We start from the raw sequence: 17,329 nt of genomic DNA, 5'->3' as shown, positions 1-17,329 counted from the left end.
TCAAGGCGTCGCTGATTCCAGCGGCGTTTCTGCGATATACCACTGCTTATCGGTAACGGTGCCTGCCAGCGGCACGTCCCAACTCGCCTGTGCCAAGCGTTCGACTTTCTGACATTCGTGGGCCAGCCCCAGCAGCGTCGGCGCACGCCAGTTTTTGCGCCGGGCAAGGTAGGCCAGGCTGCGATCATAAAAGCCGCCGCCCATACCCAGGCGACCGCCCACATCATCAAAGCCCACCAGCGGCAACAGCACCAGGTTCAGTGCCCACACGTGACGCTGGCGATGGGCATTAATGCGAGGCTCAAGAATGCGAAAGCGGTTGGGCAGCAACGTATCCCCAGGCCGCACACGCTGGAAAACCATCTTGGTTCGCGGCCAGGCACTCAGCACCGGCAGATACGTCGCCTTGCCCCGGCGCTGAGCAGCGCGCAGCAGCAGGCTCGGATCGATTTCGCCGTCCGTCGGCAGGTATAAAGCAATATGTTTGGCGCGGCGAAACAGCGGGTGCTGTGCCAGCTGGCGATACAAGCCTTGGGCGGCCTGGCGCTGTTCACTCGGTGTGAGGGCGCGGCGGGCTTTGCGCAACATGCGTCGAAGTTGCGGACGAGAAAGCGGCGCAGGTTCGGTCATGGCTTTTCGGCTCATAAAACAATGCCAGTCCTGAGACTGGCATTGAGTTTGGAAATTCAGGCTCCCCGACAGAGTCGCTGTCGACTAAGCCCTTGAACCCGAAAGTTCAAGGTGGAAGATGCAGTAGGCTTTAAGGCTTTCCGTCTAGCGGACATGCACACCAGCCCAACGTGCAACTTCCAGGGTAGTGCGAATCGGCTCCGGGACATCGCCGACTGGCAAACACGCCAGGGAGTGAGGCGAGTATACCTTAAACGTGCGCGGCAATCAGCCCTTGGGTGGCTCTTGATCGGTAGACAGCACCAGATCCACGCGCTCCAGCAGGTCACGCACTTGCTCACGCGTCGAACCGCTGGCCTGCACGTCAGGCCGTTCCTGCTTATGCAGCAAATCGTGGGTAATGTTGAGGGCGGCCATCACGGCGATACGGTCGGCGCCGATGACTTTGCCGCTGCTGCGGATTTCACGCATCTTGCCGTCCAGGTAGCGGGCAGCACTCACCAGGTTGCTGCGCTCTTCCTGTGGGCAAATGATCGAATATTCTTTGTCGAGGATCTGCACGGTTACGCTATTGCTTGAACTCATGAGTCTTGCTCCAGGGCCTTCAGGCGCGAAATCATCGATTCGACCTTACGCCGGGCGATTTCGTTTTTTTCAATGAGGTGAGCGCGTTCCTCGCGCCAGGTCTTTTCCTGAGCTAATAGGAGTCCGTTTTGGCCCTTTAGTTGCTCGACCCGGGTAATTAGCAATTCGAGTCTGGCCATCAGCGCTTGCAGGTCGGTGTCTTCCATTGGGTTCCACTGGATTTGTCTGATGAATGGCGACTGCAGGATAAACGATCTGACGCCCTTGATAGTCTTGGTACGTATGCCGGTGCTAGGATACAGCGCTTCATTCTAGACATTGCGCCGTCTGGCGCCTAGCTCACCATGCCTATTCAGAACTCCCCGTACGATGCTTTTTCCAAACTGCTGAGCACCAGTGGCCATTCTTGCTCGCCTGCCGAACTGCACGGCGTGTTGTTGGGCCGCAGTTGCACCGGCGTCGGCTTTGACGCCGACAACTGGCTGGCTGACGTCGCCGAACTGCTGGAGACCGAGCCGACCGAGAACGTGCGTAATGCGTTGATCGGCCTGCAAGAAATGGTCAAGGGCGAGCTGACCGGTGATGACGTCACCGTGGTCTTGCTGTTGCCGACCGACGATGCGCCGCTCACTGAGCGCGCCGCAGCGCTGGGCCAATGGTGCCAGGGTTTCCTCCACGGCTTTGGCGTGAACGCCGGCGGCCTGGAGCTGAGCACTGACGCCAAGGAAGTGTTGCAAGACTTGGCCGCCATTTCCCAGGTGCAGGATGCCCTGGAAGAATCGGAAGACGGCGAAGGCGACTATATGGAAGTGATGGAATACCTGCGCGTCGCGCCGTTGTTGCTGTTCACCGAGACCAAAAAGGCCGCTGAGCCAACCGCAGCCAAGCCGTCGCTGCACTAAAAAAGGAAAGCCAACTGCCCATGATTCATATCCCAAGAGCGGAATACACCCGTCGCCGCAAGGCGCTCATGGCGCAGATGGAACCCAACAGCATCGCGATCCTGCCGGCCGCCGCCGTGGCCATTCGCAATCGTGATGTCGAGCACGTTTACCGCCAGGACAGCGATTTTCAGTACCTGAGCGGGTTCCCTGAACCTGAAGCGGTGATCGTGCTGATGCCTGGTCGCCTGCACGGTGAGTACGTGCTGTTTTGCCGTGAACGCAATGCCGAACGCGAATTGTGGGACGGTCTGCGCGCCGGCACCGAAGGCGCTGTGCGTGACTTTGGCGCCGACGATGCGTTCCCCATCACCGATATCGACGACATCCTGCCCGGCCTGATCGAAGGTCGTGACCGGGTGTATTCGGCCATGGGCAGCAACGCCGAATTCGACCGGCACGTGATGGAGTGGATCAACGTTATCCGCTCCAAAGCGCACCTCGGCGCGCAGCCGCCGAACGAATTCGTTGCCCTGGATCATCTGCTCCACGACATGCGCCTGTATAAATCGGCGGCAGAAGTGAAGGTGATGCGCGAAGCTGCGCGAATTTCCTGCGCCGCGCATGTGCGGGCGATGCAAGCCAGCCACGCCGGTTTGCACGAGTTCAGCCTCGAAGCCGAGCTGGATTACGAATTCCGCAAGGGCGGCGCCAAGATGCCCGCCTATGGCTCTATCGTCGCGGCCGGGCGCAACAGCTGCATCCTGCATTACCAGCAGAATGACGCCGTGCTCAAGGACGGCGACCTGGTGCTGATCGACGCCGGTTGCGAGATCGACTGCTACGCCAGCGACATCACGCGGACCTGGCCGGTTAACGGTAAATTTTCGCCGGAACAAAAGGCCATCTATGAAATTGTGCTGGCCTCGCAGGAAGCCGCCTTCGCCGAGATCGCGCCGAACAAACATTGGAACCAGGCCCACGAGGCGACCGTGCAAGTGATCACCGCCGGGCTGGTAAAACTGGGGTTGTTGCAGGGTGACGTTGACGCGCTGATCGCCAGCGAAGCCTACCGTGCGTTCTACATGCACCGCGCTGGCCACTGGCTGGGAATGGATGTGCACGATGTGGGCGATTACCGGGTGGGCGGCGAATGGCGCGTACTGGAAGTCGGCATGGCACTGACCGTGGAGCCAGGCATCTATATTTCGCCGGACAACCAGAGCGTGGCGAAGAAATGGCGTGGTATTGGCGTACGTATCGAGGACGACGTGGTGGTGACCAGGCAAGGCTGTGAAATTCTGACCGGTGGCGTGCCCAAAACCGTCGACGACATTGAAGCGCTGATGGCGGCTGCGCGATGAGCCGGGTCAACCTGGCGATCATCGGCGGCGGCCTGGTCGGCGCCAGCCTGGCGTTGGCGTTGCAGGCGGGCGCGAAGGCACGTGGCTGGAGCATCGTGCTGATCGAGCCGTTCGCGCCCGGTGACACTTACCAGCCGAGCTACGATGCGCGTTCTTCTGCGCTGTCTTTCGGCGCGCGGCAGATTTACCAGCGGTTGGGCGTGTGGCCGGAGATTTCCCGTCGTGCCGAGCCGATCAAACAGATTCACGTGTCGGACCGTGGGCGTTTCTCTACCGCGCGCCTGTCCGCCCTCGAAGAGGGCGTGCCCGCGCTCGGTTATGTGGTGGAGAACGCCTGGCTGGGCCAATGCCTGTGGCAAGGGTTGGACAAAGACGTGGTCAGTTGGCGCTGCCCGGCGGAAGTCACGCGCATGGAGCCGCTGCCGGATGGCTATCGCCTGACCCTCAACGATGAAACCGTGCTGGAATGCGACCTTGCGGTGCTGGCCGACGGCGGCCGCTCGGGCTTGCGCGAGCAATTGGGCATCGGCGTAAAAACCCGCCCCTACAACCAGAGCGCGCTGATCGCCAATATCACCCCAAGCGAAGCGCATAACGGCGAGGCGTTCGAGCGTTTCACCGATGACGGGCCGATGGCTTTGCTGCCGCTGCCGGACAACCGCTGCGCGCTGGTCTGGACCCGCATCGGCATGGACGCGCAGCGCCTGGCCAGCCTTGATGAACGCAGTTTCTTGAGCGAATTGCAGGGTGTGTTCGGCTACCGCCTGGGCACCTTGAAACAGGTGGGGGCTCGCCATTTGTACCCGCTGACGTTGGTTGAGGCCGAAGAGCAAGTACGCTCGCATTTGGCTGTTCTCGGCAATGCCGCGCACAGCCTGCACCCGATTGCCGGGCAGGGTTTCAACTTGTCTCTGCGCGACGCGAATGCATTGGCTGAGGCGTTGCTGGCCGGGCCGGCGGTGCCGGGTGATTTGGCGACCTTGCAGCGCTATCGCGAGCGCCAGCGCCAGGACCAGAACCTCACCGTGGGTTTCTCTGATCAAGTCACGCGTTTGTTTGGCAGCGCTCAACCGTTGGTCGCGCTGGGCCGTAACATGGGCTTGCTGGGCCTGGATGTGTTGCCGCCGGCCAAACGCTGGTTCGCCCGTCAGGCCATGGGCCTGGGCACGCGCCCGGATGCGTAACTGGCTGATCAAGCGGTTCGGCAAGGCGCGGCTGTTGCGCTGGATCATGACCTTGTACCCGCCGTATTTGGGCGCCGGGGTCAGCGTGCAGCACATGAGCGCGGATTTTCGTCACGTCAAAGTGCGCATGGGCCTGGGCTGGTACAACCGCAATTACGTTGGCACACAGTTTGGCGGCAGCCTGTATTCAATGGTCGACCCGTTCTACATGCTGATGCTGATGGAGAACCTTGGCCGCGATTACATCGTGTGGGACAAGGCCGCAAGCATCGACTTTATCTCGCCGGGCAAAGGCCCGGTGTACGCCGAATTTTCAATCGACGAAGCCTTGCTGCACGAGGTTCGTCGGCACACTGAAGGGGGCGAAAAGTTCTTGCCCCACCTTACAGTGCAGATTCATGACGGCTGCGGCACCCTGGTGGCGCGAGTCGACAAAACCCTTTACGTGCGGCGCAAGCCGCCAGCGAGACAGGCTTAAAGCATGGACATGCGCGCAGATGTGCTGATTGTCGGGGCCGGAATGGTCGGAAGCGCCCTGGCGCTGGCGTTGCAGGGCAGTGGCTTGCAGGTGCTGCTGGTCGACGGCAGCCCGTTGAGCGTCAAACCGTTTGACGCTGACGCGGCCTTCGAGCCCCGCGTCAGTGCCCTGTCGGCCGCCAGCCAGCGCATTTTGGAGCGCCTTGGCGTATGGGACGGTGTGGTGTCGCGCCGCGCCAGCCCGTACGGCGAGATGCAAGTGTGGGATGGCAGCGGCACCGGGCACATTCATTTTTCGGCGGCCAGCGTGCACGCTGAAGTGCTCGGGCATATCGTCGAAAACCGCGTGGTGCAGGATGCCTTGCTCGACCGCTTGCACGATTGCGACCTGGGCTTGCTGGCCAATGCTCGCCTGGAACAGATGCGCCGCTCCGGCGATGAATGGCTGCTGACCCTCGCCGACGGCCGCAGATTGCGCGCGCCGCTGGTGGTTGCCGCCGACGGCGCCAACTCCGCCGTGCGCCGCCTGACGGGCACCGCGACGCGCGAATGGAATTACCTGCATAACGCCATCGTTACCAGCGTACGCAGCAGCCAACCCCACCAGCGCACCGCCTGGCAGCGCTTTACCGATAACGGCCCGCTGGCGTTTTTGCCACTGGTGCGCGATGGGCAAGAAGAGTGGTGTTCGATTGTCTGGTCGACCACGCCCGCCGAATCTGAACGCCTGATGGCGCTGGATGATGAACGCTTCTGCCATGAACTGGAGCGCGCCTTTGAAGGGCGACTCGGCACAGTCATCAGCGCCGACCCACGCCTTTGCGTGCCGTTGCGTCAACGTCACGCCAAGCGCTACGTGGCTGAAGGCCTGGCGTTGATTGGCGATGCGGCGCACGTGATCCATCCCTTGGCGGGGCAGGGCGTGAACCTTGGTTTTCTCGATGCGGCGACCCTGGCCGAAGTGCTGTTGGCGGCGAACGAACGCGGCGAGCGTCTGGCGGATGTGAAGGTGCTGAGCCGCTACGAGCGCCGGCGCATGCCGCATAACCTGGCGCTGATGGCGGCGATGGAAGGGTTTGAGCGATTGTTCCAGGCGGATCAACTGCCGTTGCGCTGGCTGCGCAATGCCGGGTTGAAGCTGGTCGACCAGTTGCCCGAAGCCAAGGCCGTGTTCGTGCGCCAAGCGCTGGGCTTGACGGGTGATCTACCGAAACTGGCCAAACCCTGAACTTGAAATACAAACCCCTGTGGGAGCGGGCTTGCTCGCGAAGAGGCCACCCGCTCCACTGTACATGCCGGCCATGCAACATCTGGTAACGCCTCCATCAAGCGTTACCAAATGTGAGTCCTTATCATTTGCCCTCTTTTTGCAAATGAGAGACCGCACCCATGTTGGCACCCAAGCGCCTCCTGACTGCCCTGGCACTCACCCTTATCGGCAGCACCACCGTGCAGGCAGCCGACGAAGTCGTGGTCTACTCCTCGCGCATCGACGAACTGATCAAGCCGGTATTCGACGCCTACACGAAAAAAACCGGCGTGCAGGTGAAGTTCATCACCGACAAAGAGGCCCCGCTGATGCAGCGCATCAAGGCCGAAGGCGAAAACGCCACGGCCGACCTGTTGCTCACCGTCGACGCCGGCAACCTTTGGCAGGCCGAGCAAATGGGTATCCTGCAACCGTTCACCTCCGATGTGATCAACAAAAACATTCCGCTGCAATATCGCTCATCCAACCACGCCTGGACCGGCTTGAGCCTGCGTGCGCGGACCATCGCCTATTCCACCGACCGGGTTAAGCCGGCTGACCTGACCACGTACGAAGCCTTGGCCGACAAGCAATGGGAAGGTCGCTTGTGCCTGCGCACGGCGAAGAAGGTCTACAACCAGTCGCTGACCGCCACCCTGATCGAAACCCATGGCGCGGCCAAGACCGAAGAAATCGTCAAAGGCTGGGTCAACAACTTGTCCACCGACGTGTTCTCCGATGACATCGCAGTGCTTGAAGCGATTAACGCCGGGCAGTGCGACGTGGGCATCGTCAACACCTACTACTTTGGCCGCCTGCACAAAGAGAAGCCTGATTTGGCGGTGAAGCTGTTCTGGCCGAACCAGGGCGACCGTGGCGTGCACGTGAACCTGTCGGGTATCGGCTTGACCCAGCATGCGCCGCACCCGGAAGCGGCCAAGGCGTTGGTGGAGTGGATGACCACGCCGGAAGCGCAGAAGATCTTTGCCGATGTGAACCAGGAGTTCCCGGCTAACCCGGCAGTACCGCCATCAGCGGAAGTGGCGACCTGGGGCAAATTCGTCGCCGATACCTTGCCGGTGGAAGTGGCGGGCAAACGCCAGGCTGAGGCCATTCGTTTGATGGACCGCGCTGGCTGGAACTGAATGTGTAAAAGGTGCGAGGCTCGCCTAAAGCCTTGATGCAGCGCCGTCGAAAGCGCTTTTTTGTGGGAGCGGGCTTGCTCGCGATTGCGGTTTGCCAGTTGAAAAATACTGATCTGACACACCGCAATCGCGAGCAAGCCCGCTTCCACATTTTATCGCGTTCGGCTTTTGAGCTTGGCGGGGCTTGCCCACCACTGTTTTGTATCTGCCTTTAGATAACCCACCCACTGAGAATCCCTTTTGGCCCACCCCGCCCAACGTCGCTGGTACCTGCCGGTGTTCAGCGTCGCCGCTCTGGTGCTGCTGCCGCTGAGCGTGCTGTTGCTGTCCTGGCAAAGTATCGATCAACAGATCTGGGCGCACCTGTGGGAAACCCAGATGCCACGCCTGCTGGGCAACACCTTGACGCTGGTGCTGGGCGTCGGTGTCGGCGTGACGCTGTTGGGCGTGAGCCTTGCGTGGTTGACCAGCCTTTGCGAATTCCCTGGGCGGCGCTGGCTCGATTGGGCGTTGATGCTGCCCTTCGCGATTCCGGCCTACGTGCTGGCCTTTGTGTTTGTCGGCTTGCTGGACTTTGCAGGCCCAGTGCAAACCCTGCTGCGTGAATGGTTCGGCACGGGCTTGCGCCTGCCGCGCGTTCGCTCTACCAGCGGCGTGATTATCGTGCTGGTGCTGGTGTTTTACCCGTATGTCTATCTGCTGGCGCGTAGCGCATTTTTAGCTCAGGGCAAAGGCCTGATGGAAGCGGCGCGGGTACTCGGGCAATCACCCTGGCAAGCGTTCTGGCGCGTGGCGCTGCCCCTGGCGCGGCCGGCGATTGGCGCAGGTGTGGCGTTGGCCTTGATGGAAACCCTGGCGGATTTCGGCGCCGTTTCGGTCTTCAACTTCGATACCTTCACCACCGCCATCTACAAAACCTGGTACGGCTTTTTCAGCCTGTCCAGCGCGGCCCAACTGGCCAGCCTGCTGCTGTTGGTGGTGATGCTGGTGCTGTACGGCGAACGGCGTGCGCGTGGCGCGAGTCGACCGAGCAATGAGCGGCCACGCGCCAAGGCGTTGTATCACCTGCGTGGGTTCAAGGCAGTAGCGGCCAGCGCGTGGTGTGGCGTGGTGTTCGCCTGCGCCTTCGTCATCCCGATGCTGCAACTGATCGCCTGGTTCTGGCAGCGTGGCCGGTTTGACCTGGACGAGCGCTATACCGGCTTGATCATCCACACCCTGTATTTGGGTGGTATGGCCGCTCTGATCACTGTCAGCGTGGCGTTGGTATTGGCCTTTGCCAACCGGCTGGCGCCGACCCGGGCGATTCGCTCCGGCATCAGCCTGGCCAACGTCGGCTATGCCTTGCCGGGCTCGGTGCTGGCAGTGTCGATCATGCTGGCGTTCAGCTACCTGGACCGCGAGCTGGTGGTGCCGCTGTCGGGTTGGCTCGGCGGCGCGGGCAAACCCTTGTTGCTCGGCAGCCTCTTGGCGCTGGTGCTGGCGTATCTGGTGCGTTTTCTGGCGGTGGCCTATGGGCCATTGGAAAACAGCTTGGCGCGGATCCGTCCGTCGCTACCGGAAGCGGCACGCAGCCTCGGGGTGAGCGGGCCACGACTGTTTTACAAGGTGTATCTGCCGTTGTTGTTGCCGGGCACGTTGAGCGCGGCGCTGCTGGTATTCGTCGATGTGCTTAAAGAGATGCCCGCGACCCTGCTGATGCGCCCGTTTGGCTGGGACACACTGGCGGTACGGATCTTTGAAATGACCAGTGAAGGGGAGTGGGCGCGGGCGTCGTTGCCGGCGTTGACTCTGGTATTGGTGGGCTTGTTGCCGGTGATCGGCTTGATCCGGCGCTCAGCCCGTCAAATCGGCTAGGTGTCAGTCCTACGGCTTGCGGCTACAATGCGCGGCATTCGGTGCGCTTCGTCTTTCGGGGTGAGTCGCTGTATGTCGCTGCAGGCCTTGTCATTCGAGGCGTATAGCGCACATGGCAACTCTGCGCATCTTCGCCAAGCCCGGAAGGAGAAACCCATGGGACAGCGTACGCCTCTGTATGACCTGCATCTCGCCCTCGGCGCGAAAATGGTCGATTTTGGCGGTTGGGATATGCCTCTGCACTATGGTTCGCAAGTTGAAGAACACCATCAGGTGCGACGCGACTGTGGGGTGTTTGATGTATCTCATATGACCGTGATTGATGTCACAGGCCTTCAGGCCAAGGAATGGCTCCAGCATTTGCTGGCCAATGATGTTGATCGTTTGCAGGGCTGCGGCCGTGCGCTTTACAGCGCCATGCTCAATGAGCAGGGTGGCGTGGTGGACGACATGATTGTCTACCGTACCGAACGCGGTTATCGGCTGGTGGTCAACGCCGCTACGCGCGATCAGGATATGGCCTGGATGCAGGCACAGTTAGGCAACTACTCGGTGCAATTGCATGAACGGTCCGAGTTGGCCATGCTGGCCATTCAAGGCCCGCATGCGCGGCAAAAAATTGCCGAGTTGGTCACCCAGTCGCGCGGCACGCTTATCCACACGCTCAAGCCTTTTGAAGGCCAGGCCGATGGCGATTGGTTTATCGCCCGCACCGGTTACACCGGTGAAGACGGCCTCGAAATTGTGCTGCCAGCCGATCAGGCGCCGGGCTTTTTCAACGACCTGGTCGGTGCGGGTATTTCACCCATTGGCCTCGGCGCCCGCGATACCCTGCGCCTGGAAGCCGGCATGAACCTGTATGGTCAGGATATTCACCAGGGTGTTTCGCCGCTGGCGGCCAACATGGCCTGGAGCATTGCCTGGGAGCCTGCTACGCGCCAATTTATCGGGCGCGCCGCCCTGGAGGCGGAAAAAGCCGCCGGTGTGCAGTCCAAATTGGTCGGGCTGGTGCTGGAAGAGCGGGGTGTTTTGCGCGCTCACCAGGTGGTTCGTATCGCCAATGTTGGCGAAGGGGAGATCACCAGTGGTAGTTTCTCTCCTACGCTGAGCAAATCCATTGCCCTGGCGCGCGTACCGACGGCCACCGCTGATCGGGCCGAAGTGGAAATCCGCGGCAAGTGGTACCCGGTTCGAGTGGTCAAACCGACCTTCGTGCGCCATGGCAAAACCTTGATCTAACTATTTCCGGCAGGCCAAAGGCCGCTGACATTTCTTCTTGAGGACACAGACTATGAGCAATATCCCTGCCGACCTGCGTTTTGCCGAAAGTCACGAATGGGCCCGTCTGGAAACTGACGGCACAGTGACCGTCGGTATCTCCGACCATGCTCAGGAAGCGTTGGGTGATGTGGTGTTTGTTGAGTTGGCTGAAGTCGGCGTCACATTTGGCGCGACCGACCAGGCTGGCGTAGTTGAATCGGTAAAAGCCGCGTCGGATATCTACGCCCCGATTGCCGGCGAAGTGATCGCCGTCAACCAAGACCTGAGTGGCAGCCCTGAGCTGCTGAACTCCGACCCGTACGGCGCGTGGATCTTCAAGCTCAAACCAAGCAACCCGGCAGACCTTGAAAAACTGCTGGACGCTGCCGGTTACCAAGCCGCCATCGGCGAATAAACGCAAAACCCCTGTGGCAGCGGGCTTGCTCGCGAATGCGGTCTGTCAGTAACCGATGTCCTGACCGATACACTGCATTCGCAAGCAAGCCCGCTCTCACATTGTGTTGCGCCTGCCGTGAATGATCAGTTTGCTTTCAATACCGCTTTCACCGCCGCAACCGACCGCTCGACGTCCGCCTCTGTCATCGCTGTAAACATCGGCAACGACACGATCAAACGCCCAACACGCTCCGCTACCGGGAACATACCTTCCTTGAAGCCCTGTGCCCGATACAGGCTGAGCAGGTGGATCGGCGGGTAGTGATAGCCAATGCCCACGCCGTGAGCCTGCATCTGTTCCATGAACGTTGCGCGCGCAGGCAGGCCATCCTGACGCTCCGGCAGTACCAGCTGGAACAGGTGCCAGTTACTGTTTTCGAAATCTGCTGGCGGCAACTGCGCGCCGTATTGCGCTTCAAAATCACTGCCAAAGCACTTGAAGTAGTGACGTGCCAGGTTCTGACGGTGCGCGGTGATCTTCTCGATGTGCGCGAACTGCCCCAGGCCGATGGCGGCGGCAATGTCGGTCATGTTGAATTTTCCGCCCAACACATCCACGTCCAAGCCATCGAAGCCGGTGCGGGTTACACCTTGCAGGCGGTACTTTTCGGCCAGGCGCGCTTCTTCGGCGTTATTCAGCACCAGGCAGCCGCCCTCGGAAGACGTAATGTTTTTGTTCGCCTGGAAGCTGAACGATACGAAGTCACCGGTCGCGCCGATACGCTCGCCGTCCCAGCTGGAGCCCAAGGCCTGGGCGGCGTCTTCGACGATACGCAGGTTGTACTTGTTGGCCAGTGCATACAGCATCGGCATGTCCAGCGGAAGCCCCGCCAGGTAAACCGGAATGATCGCCTTGGTGCGTGGGGTGATCGCGGCTTCAACCTGGGCCAAGTCGATATTGCGCGTGACCGGGTCGATGTCGGCAAACACCGGCGTGGCGCCGACTTCCAGAATCACGTTGGCCGTGGCGACCCAGGAAATCGGCGTGGTAATGACTTCATCCCCAGGGCCAATCCCGGCGATGCGCAAGGCAATCTCCATGGTGCAGGTGCCGGAGTTGAATGTGCGTACCGGCCGGCCGCCAAAGTATTCCGACAGTTGCGCTTCGAATGCCTGCACTTTCGGCCCGCTGGTGATCCAGCCCGAGCGCAATACATCGCCGACCGCCGAGATGGTGGCTTCATCAATGGTAGGTTTGGAGAACGGCAGAAAGGGCTGTTGGCTCATAACGACGAAGGCATCCGTTTTCAGATAGGCGATGAGTGGGGTACGTATCAGTACCCGCATGGTTACACGACTCGACTGAATATAGCCTGTCACCCGTGAATGAATCGTCATGCCAGGCACAAAAAAATGCCGCTTCAGCAGCGGCATTTTTTCGACACATCAGAACGAGGCGCGGGCTTCAAGAAACACGTTTTGCTCCTTCAGCTTGCCTTTGAGCTGTTCATCGCGGGCATTTATTCGATTGGCGAAGGTATTGTAGCCGGTCTCCACATCGCCCATGTCCACGTAGCGCCAACCGGCGCCCAGGGTGATTTTTTCGCTGACCTTGGCCTCAAGGCCCAAGCCTGCGCTGTAGGCGAAATTGTATTGGCGGTTGCTGGCAAACTGACGGCGGGCGTTGCTCTGATAACCGTCGGCATCAATTTGCGCCACGCCAACACCCGCCGTACCGTAAAACGACAGCCAGGCATTGATCGGGATGTTTTTATAACCGTTGAACATCATCCGCCGGCTGTCGACTTGCATGCGGTTGACGTTGGCATCGAAGGGAGCCCAATAGGAATCGAATGTCGAGCTGTTGCGTGTGGTGTATTCGCCCTCCAGGCGCCAGCCTTCAGCAAAGGCGTAACCCACTGCGAATGAACCGGTGAATGCTTTGTTGCTGGCAGGTGCCTCCACGCGATCAGTGACGCGCGGGCTGGTCAACAATGCACTGGAGAGGTTTTGGCGGGCGCTGTTGAGTTTTGCCGAGCCGTACCAGCCTTCTGCCTGCGCAGCGGGCGTCGCGATAGCGGCGAGTAACAGGATGTAAGGGAGTGGTCGCATGGGGTAGATTCATTCGCTAAGCAAAGGGACCTGCAGCGTGTTACCGAACGAAGCCGTGCTCGACAGGACATCTCCTATCCAGCCGTTGACTTTTCTACCTTTGGCGTAGGAAAAAACAGCGCAAAAAAAGCCGCTCCCAAAGAGCGGCATTTTTTATGCGGCGTGGTTACTCGGTCACAGCGTTTTTCGCCAGGATCGCGTTGGCCAGTTCCATGTCCGTTGCCTGCAGCTTAGGGTTGTCGGCGCGGACTTTTTGCATGGCAGCTTCCAGGTACGGGCCACGGATACCGCCGTTGCTGGCAACAAAGCTGCCCGCGTCGTCTTGGGCAGCTACCACCAGCTTGTGGTCCTTGAAGGTCAGGTATGTCGAGCCAGTAGTGGCGCCCGAGGAAATGACATTGCGCCAGAAGCTATCGGCCATGGCTGAACCGACAGGTAGGGAAAGCACAGCGAGGGTCGCGACAGCATATTTGAGACGCATGGTGGGTAACTCCGGTGGGTTATCTGTACGTTATGATCGTGTTTAGCCCAACTGAGTTCCCTCACGGGCTAAACCGTTTCGACCTTCAACATCGTCCCATCCTGCCCAATCACCCGTACTTGGGTGCCTACAGGGCTGTCTGGTCCGCAGGCGATCCATACACCGTCGCCGACTTTTATCTTGCCTCGGCCATCGACAATCGCCTGATGCACCATAAACGTACGCCCGATCAATTCGGAACCGCGCATGTTCAGCCCCGGCTGGTCGCTGACCTTTGCGCTGCTGCGCTGGCGCTTCCACCAGTACACCGCCGTCAGAATCGACAGCACGGCGAATAGCAGCAGTTGCCATTCCAGGCCAAGCGGCGGCACCAGAAACTTGATCACGCCCACGGCGGCTGCGGCGATGCCCATCCACAACAGGTAACCACCGGTGCCAAATACTTCAAGAATCAACAGCACCGTGCCCAGTGCCAACCAATCCCAAAACGATAGATGCTGCAGGAAATCCCACATGGCGATTGCCTCAGGCTTTTTTGTTGTCGAAGGTTGCCTTGACGATTTCGCCGATACCACCGACGGCGCCAATCACCTGGCTGGCTTCCAGCGGCATCAGGATGACTTTGCTGTTGTTGGCCGAGGCGAGCTTGCCCAGTGCATCAATGTATTTTTGCGCGACGAAGTAGTTGATGGCTTGCACGTTACCCGTGGCGATTGCTTCGGAGACCACTTGGGTCGCGCGGGCTTCTGCCTCTGCCTGACGTTCACGCGCTTCAGACTCAAGGAACGCGGCTTGGCGCCCACCTTCGGCTTCTAGAATTTGCGCCTGCTTCTTGCCCTCTGCCGTCAGGATCGCCGATGCGCGCAAGCCTTCGGCTTCCAGGATTTGCGCACGCTTGATGCGCTCGGCTTTCATCTGGCCGGACATTGCGGCCATCAGGTCGGCAGGTGGGCTGATGTCCTTGATCTCGATACGCGTGATCTTGATGCCCCACGGCGCCGTGGCTTCGTCGACGGTACGCAACAGTTTTTCGTTGATGCCGTCGCGCTGGCTGAGCATTGCATCCAGCTCCATGGAACCCAGCACCGTACGGATATTGGTTTGCAGAAGGTTGCGGATGGCATGTTCGAGGTTGTTCACCTCGTACGCAGCCTGTGCCGTATTGACCACCTGGAAGAAGCACACGGCGTCGATTTGCACGGTGGCGTTGTCGGCGGTGATCACTTCCTGAGGCGGAATATCCAGCACGCTTTCCATCACGTTGATCTTGCGGCCGATACGGTCCATGACCGGGATGATGATGTTCAGGCCTGGCTTGAGGGTGTTGGTGTAGCGGCCGAAACGTTCGACCGTCCACTGGTAGCCTTGAGGCACCACTTTAAAACCCATGAACAGGATGGCAATCGCCAAACCCACGAAAAGAAGCAGTACCGTTCCAATCTGCATAACGATTCCTTATCTGGTTGTGTCAGTGAAACAACGTTGGGCCGATTGTAACGGTCTGGTCACAGATAAGGACGGTTTCACGGCCTGACACTAAAAGCATTTGTATCTGAATCCCCAGGCGTCACCCGTAAGGCTTCTGCCATCGTGGTCAGCCCGGCGTTGACTTTGTCGATGCCGGCCATGCGCAGGCTGCACATACCTTGCCCGAGCGCTGCGCGACGTAGCGCCTGCACATCGACGCCGGGCGTGATCAACGCTTTCAGCGTTTCGTCCATCGGCATGATTTCGTAAAGCCCGGCGCGGCCTCTGTAACCGCTGTCCCGACACTCCGCACAGCCTACGGCTTGGTAAACAGTTCCGAGCGCATTCTCTGCGCGTTTGCAGTGTGGGCACAAAAGCCGCACCAAACGCTGTGCCATCACGCCGACCAACGTAGCCTTGATCAAATAATGAGCAATGCCAAGCTCTTGCAGGCGACTGATGGCGCCGGGTGCATCGGTGGTGTGCAGCGTTGACAGCACCAGGTGCCCGGTCAGCGCGGCCTGGATCGCCATCTCTGCGGTTTCCTGGTCGCGAATCTCGCCAATCATGATGATGTCCGGGTCTTGGCGCAGCAGGGCGCGAATACCGCTGGCGAACGTGAGGTCAATGTTGTGCTGCACTTGCATCTGGTTGAAGGCCGGCTCAACCATTTCGATTGGGTCCTCCACCGTGCACAGGTTGACCTCCCGCGTCGCCAGTTGCTTGAGCGTGGTGTAGAGCGTGCTGGTTTTGCCCGAGCCGGTAGGGCCGGTGACCAGGATGATGCCATTCGCCTGGCGGGTCATGGCATGCCAGCGCTGTTGGTCCTCGCGGGTCAAACCCAACTGGTCAAAATCCTTGAGCAGCACCTGCGGGTCGAAAATGCGCATCACCAGCTTCTCGCCGAACGCCGTCGGCAAGGTTGAAAGGCGCAATTCGACCTCGGCGCCTGCCGGGCTCTTGGTTTTGACGCGCCCGTCCTGGGGTTTGCGTTTTTCCGCGACATTCATTCGGCCAAGGCTTTTCAGGCGGCTGACCACCGCCATGCTGACCTGGGGCGGAAACTGATACACATCGTGCAGCAGGCCATCGATACGAAAGCGCACACGGCCCTGGTCGCGGCAAGGTTCGATATGAATGTCGCTGGCCCGTTGGCCAAAGGCGTACTGCAGCAGCCAGTCGACAATATTGACGATGTGCGCGTCGTTGGCGTCCGGCTCTTTATCGCTGGCACCGAGGTTGAGCAGTTCACTATTGCCCGGCGCCGCCACCTTTTGCTCTGCGCCGCTGACCGACTTGGCCAACCGGTAAAACTCGCCGATGCAACGTTGAATGTCGTGAGGGTTGGCCACCACCCGTGTGATCGAGCGTTTGAGCACATGTGCCAGCCCCGCTTCCCAGCCGGTGATGTAGGGCTGGGCGCTGGCGACGGTAACGGTCTGCGCGTCCACGGCCACCGCGAGAATAGCGTGGCGTTGGGCGAAGGCGTGGGACATCAGTGGCACCACCGTCGCCACGTCGATTTTCAGCGGGTCGATACGCAGATAAGGCTGCCCGACATGCAGGGCCAGCCAGTGGGTCAGCGTTTCCAGGCAAGGCCCTTCAGCCGCGATGCATTCCAACGCATGTTGGGTAGGCGTGGCGGTCGACAACCGTTGCGCACTGTCCGCTGTTATCAACCCCTGCTCGACTAACGCAGGCAGCAGCGCTTTTAGGTCCAGTCGACGATCTTGCAAGGCAGCGGACATTAAGGTGTTCCTGATCGGCATTGGGCTTAATCGCAGGCTAGTCAGCCTTTGGCATTCCACCTCCCGCCGTGTGTTGCAGGCTTTTACTGCGCGACCGTCAGCACCGCCTCAGGCCGCGCAGAATCAGCCGACCACACGTCCAGCGAACACACGCTGATCAGGTTTCGAATCTTTTCAGCGATGACTTGAGCGCGGTGCCAGCTCAAACCGTCCATCACGATAGTGATGTTCAGGCGATCTTCTTGCCGGTGCACATTCACCTGTTGCGGCGTTAAAAACTGCAGCGCGAAATAGTTGAGCACCCGGCACAGCACGTCCGGTTCTGCGTCGGCAACAATCCGGTAATGCGCCTGGCAATGCGGGCTGTTGACGGCCCACGCATCGACGCGGGTAGCAGGGTGAGTGGTTTCGACGACGTGCATGTGCGTTCTCCGGTTTCATTGGAGAAATTTTTACATTCGACGTCGGGTATTTCTTATCTAATATGGGCTTT

At 60.0% G+C, this 17,329-nt stretch carries 19 protein-coding genes and 1 other RNA gene; 9 read left to right on the top strand and 11 right to left on the bottom strand.

The window, feature by feature from the left end; genetic code table 11:
• The 4 genes from AO240_RS01690 to AO240_RS01675 form a co-directional block, all read right to left on the bottom strand.
• Positions 1-630, bottom strand: coding sequence for a 5-formyltetrahydrofolate cyclo-ligase (locus AO240_RS01690; protein ID WP_099234914.1), 630 nt, complete (start codon positions 628-630; stop codon positions 1-3).
• Positions 631-688: 58 nt separating this feature from the next.
• Positions 689-867: non-coding RNA, 6S RNA (ssrS, locus tag AO240_RS01685), on the bottom strand.
• 30 nt (positions 868-897) lie between these two features.
• A complete protein-coding gene (locus AO240_RS01680) occupies positions 898-1,215 on the bottom strand; it encodes a cell division protein ZapA (RefSeq protein ID WP_029289530.1) in 318 nt (105 codons plus the stop codon).
• On the bottom strand, positions 1,212-1,421 hold the full coding sequence (locus AO240_RS01675; protein WP_058413757.1) for a TIGR02449 family protein: 210 nt from the start codon (positions 1,419-1,421) through the stop codon (positions 1,212-1,214). The genes AO240_RS01680 and AO240_RS01675 overlap by 4 nt, the downstream gene beginning before the upstream one ends.
• A gap of 138 nt (positions 1,422-1,559) precedes the next feature.
• On the opposite strand from AO240_RS01675, the gene AO240_RS01670 reads away from it, so the two are divergent.
• The 9 genes from AO240_RS01670 (at position 1,560) to gcvH (ending at position 11,047) form a co-directional block, all read left to right on the top strand.
• Entirely contained in the window at positions 1,560-2,117 is a 558-nt protein-coding gene (locus tag AO240_RS01670) for a YecA family protein (protein WP_099234913.1), read from the top strand.
• A 20-nt stretch (positions 2,118-2,137) separates the two neighbouring features.
• Positions 2,138-3,460, top strand: coding sequence for a Xaa-Pro aminopeptidase (pepP, locus tag AO240_RS01665; RefSeq protein ID WP_099234912.1), 1,323 nt, complete (start codon positions 2,138-2,140; stop codon positions 3,458-3,460).
• On the top strand, positions 3,457-4,644 hold the full coding sequence (gene ubiH, locus AO240_RS01660; RefSeq protein ID WP_099234911.1) for a 2-octaprenyl-6-methoxyphenyl hydroxylase: 1,188 nt from the start codon (positions 3,457-3,459) through the stop codon (positions 4,642-4,644). The genes pepP and ubiH overlap by 4 nt, the downstream gene beginning before the upstream one ends.
• Positions 4,637-5,122 carry a DUF4442 domain-containing protein gene (locus AO240_RS01655; RefSeq protein ID WP_099234910.1) on the top strand — a complete coding sequence of 162 codons (486 nt, stop codon included), beginning with the start codon at positions 4,637-4,639 and terminating at the stop codon, positions 5,120-5,122. Before ubiH ends, AO240_RS01655 begins: the two co-directional genes overlap by 8 nt.
• 9 nt (positions 5,123-5,131) lie before the next feature.
• Positions 5,132-6,349 (top strand): 2-octaprenyl-3-methyl-6-methoxy-1,4-benzoquinol hydroxylase, encoded by a 1,218-nt coding sequence (locus AO240_RS01650; RefSeq protein WP_177445764.1) that lies wholly within the window; start codon positions 5,132-5,134, stop codon positions 6,347-6,349.
• A gap of 161 nt (positions 6,350-6,510) precedes the next feature.
• Positions 6,511-7,515: an extracellular solute-binding protein gene (locus tag AO240_RS01645; protein ID WP_058413751.1), complete on the top strand. Its 1,005-nt coding sequence runs from the start codon at positions 6,511-6,513 to the stop codon at positions 7,513-7,515.
• 240 nt (positions 7,516-7,755) lie between these two features.
• The gene (locus AO240_RS01640) at positions 7,756-9,372 is read left to right on the top strand and encodes an iron ABC transporter permease (RefSeq protein ID WP_099234908.1); all 1,617 of its coding nucleotides are present in this window, start codon (positions 7,756-7,758) and stop codon (positions 9,370-9,372) included.
• A 156-nt stretch (positions 9,373-9,528) separates the two neighbouring features.
• Positions 9,529-10,611 carry a glycine cleavage system aminomethyltransferase GcvT gene (gcvT, locus tag AO240_RS01635; protein ID WP_099234907.1) on the top strand — a complete coding sequence of 361 codons (1,083 nt, stop codon included), beginning with the start codon at positions 9,529-9,531 and terminating at the stop codon, positions 10,609-10,611.
• A 52-nt stretch (positions 10,612-10,663) separates the two neighbouring features.
• A complete protein-coding gene (gene gcvH / locus AO240_RS01630; RefSeq protein WP_099234906.1) occupies positions 10,664-11,047 on the top strand; it encodes a glycine cleavage system protein GcvH in 384 nt (127 codons plus the stop codon).
• Between the two features lie 125 nt (positions 11,048-11,172).
• On the opposite strand, the gene AO240_RS01625 is transcribed toward gcvH, so the two are convergent.
• The 7 genes from AO240_RS01625 to AO240_RS01595 form a co-directional block, all read right to left on the bottom strand.
• Positions 11,173-12,315, bottom strand: a complete 1,143-nt coding sequence (locus AO240_RS01625) for a DegT/DnrJ/EryC1/StrS aminotransferase family protein (protein ID WP_058413747.1) — start codon at positions 12,313-12,315, stop codon at positions 11,173-11,175.
• 159 nt (positions 12,316-12,474) lie between these two features.
• The gene (locus AO240_RS01620) at positions 12,475-13,140 is read right to left on the bottom strand and encodes an outer membrane protein (RefSeq protein WP_099234905.1); all 666 of its coding nucleotides are present in this window, start codon (positions 13,138-13,140) and stop codon (positions 12,475-12,477) included.
• 166 nt (positions 13,141-13,306) lie between these two features.
• Positions 13,307-13,621, bottom strand: a complete 315-nt coding sequence (locus AO240_RS01615; RefSeq protein WP_099234904.1) for a DUF2388 domain-containing protein — start codon at positions 13,619-13,621, stop codon at positions 13,307-13,309.
• A gap of 68 nt (positions 13,622-13,689) precedes the next feature.
• The gene (locus AO240_RS01610; RefSeq protein ID WP_058413745.1) at positions 13,690-14,136 is read right to left on the bottom strand and encodes an NfeD family protein; all 447 of its coding nucleotides are present in this window, start codon (positions 14,134-14,136) and stop codon (positions 13,690-13,692) included.
• Positions 14,137-14,146: 10 nt separating this feature from the next.
• Entirely contained in the window at positions 14,147-15,067 is a 921-nt protein-coding gene (locus tag AO240_RS01605; RefSeq protein WP_027608388.1) for an SPFH domain-containing protein, read from the bottom strand.
• Between the two features lie 77 nt (positions 15,068-15,144).
• Positions 15,145-16,836: a GspE/PulE family protein gene (locus AO240_RS01600; RefSeq protein WP_099234903.1), complete on the bottom strand. Its 1,692-nt coding sequence runs from the start codon at positions 16,834-16,836 to the stop codon at positions 15,145-15,147.
• A gap of 83 nt (positions 16,837-16,919) precedes the next feature.
• A complete protein-coding gene (locus tag AO240_RS01595; protein ID WP_099234902.1) occupies positions 16,920-17,258 on the bottom strand; it encodes a hypothetical protein in 339 nt (112 codons plus the stop codon).
• Between the last annotated feature and the right edge of the window lie 71 nt (positions 17,259-17,329).

This window comes from Pseudomonas sp. ICMP 460, assembly GCF_002723595.1.
GTDB lineage: Bacteria > Pseudomonadota > Gammaproteobacteria > Pseudomonadales > Pseudomonadaceae > Aquipseudomonas > Aquipseudomonas kitaguniensis.
Note: the sequence above shows the minus strand (reverse complement) of the source record. Positions and strands in the feature narration are given on the sequence as shown.